Origin of the sequence: Escherichia sp. 94.0001, assembly GCF_013369155.2 — a bacterium.
GTDB classification, from domain to species: domain Bacteria; phylum Pseudomonadota; class Gammaproteobacteria; order Enterobacterales; family Enterobacteriaceae; genus Escherichia; species Escherichia coli_F.
Map to the genome: position 1 here is coordinate 1 of NZ_JABWMS020000212.1, position 710 is coordinate 710.

The following is a 710-nucleotide window of genomic DNA, read 5'->3' on the forward strand; positions in this document are numbered from 1 at the left end:
CGGCAAGCGCATTACCGAACGCATCGGTGACCCTCGCCCGCAGCATATTCGCCATCGCGCCATCTGCCACTGAGCCGTCCTTAATGACCACCAGATCCGCGATCTTCGCCGTCCTGACATCCGCGACAAACGTCACGTTCCGGCTCAGGCTGCTGCTGTTGATGCTGGCAGTGACAGTACTGGCTCCCGCCGTCTGGCTGGTGACACTGATCTCCACCGTGCCGTCCGGCTCTGTGATTACCGTCGGGGCAGTCGTTGCGCCGTTGTCCGCCAACACGCTGACCGTCTGCCCGGCAAGCGCATTACCGAACGCATCGGTGACCCTCGCCCGCAGCATATTCGCCATTGCACCGTCTGCCACTGAGTTATCCCGGGTGACTACCAGATCCGCTATCTGCGCCGTCCTGACATCGGCGATAAACGTCACGGTCCGGCTCAGGCTGCTGCTGTTGATGCTGGCGGTGACTGTACTGGTGCCCGCCGTCTGGCTGGTGGCACTGATCTCCACCGTGCCGTCCGGTTGCGTGGTGACCGTCGGAGCGACCGTTGCGCCATTGCCTGCCGTCACGCTGACCGTCTGCCCGGCAAGTACATTCCCGTTAGCATCGGTGACCTTCACCCGCAGCGTGTTCGCCATTGCGCCGTCAGCCACTGAGTTATCCTGCGTCACCTCCAGACTCGCGATCTGCGCCGTCCTGACATCGGCGATA

The 710-nt window shown here is 62.8% G+C and carries 1 protein-coding gene; it reads right to left on the reverse strand.

The features are described from left to right. The coding region (locus HEN33_RS25295; protein WP_183083532.1) for an Ig-like domain-containing protein at positions 1–710 on the reverse strand (710 nt) is incomplete at both ends.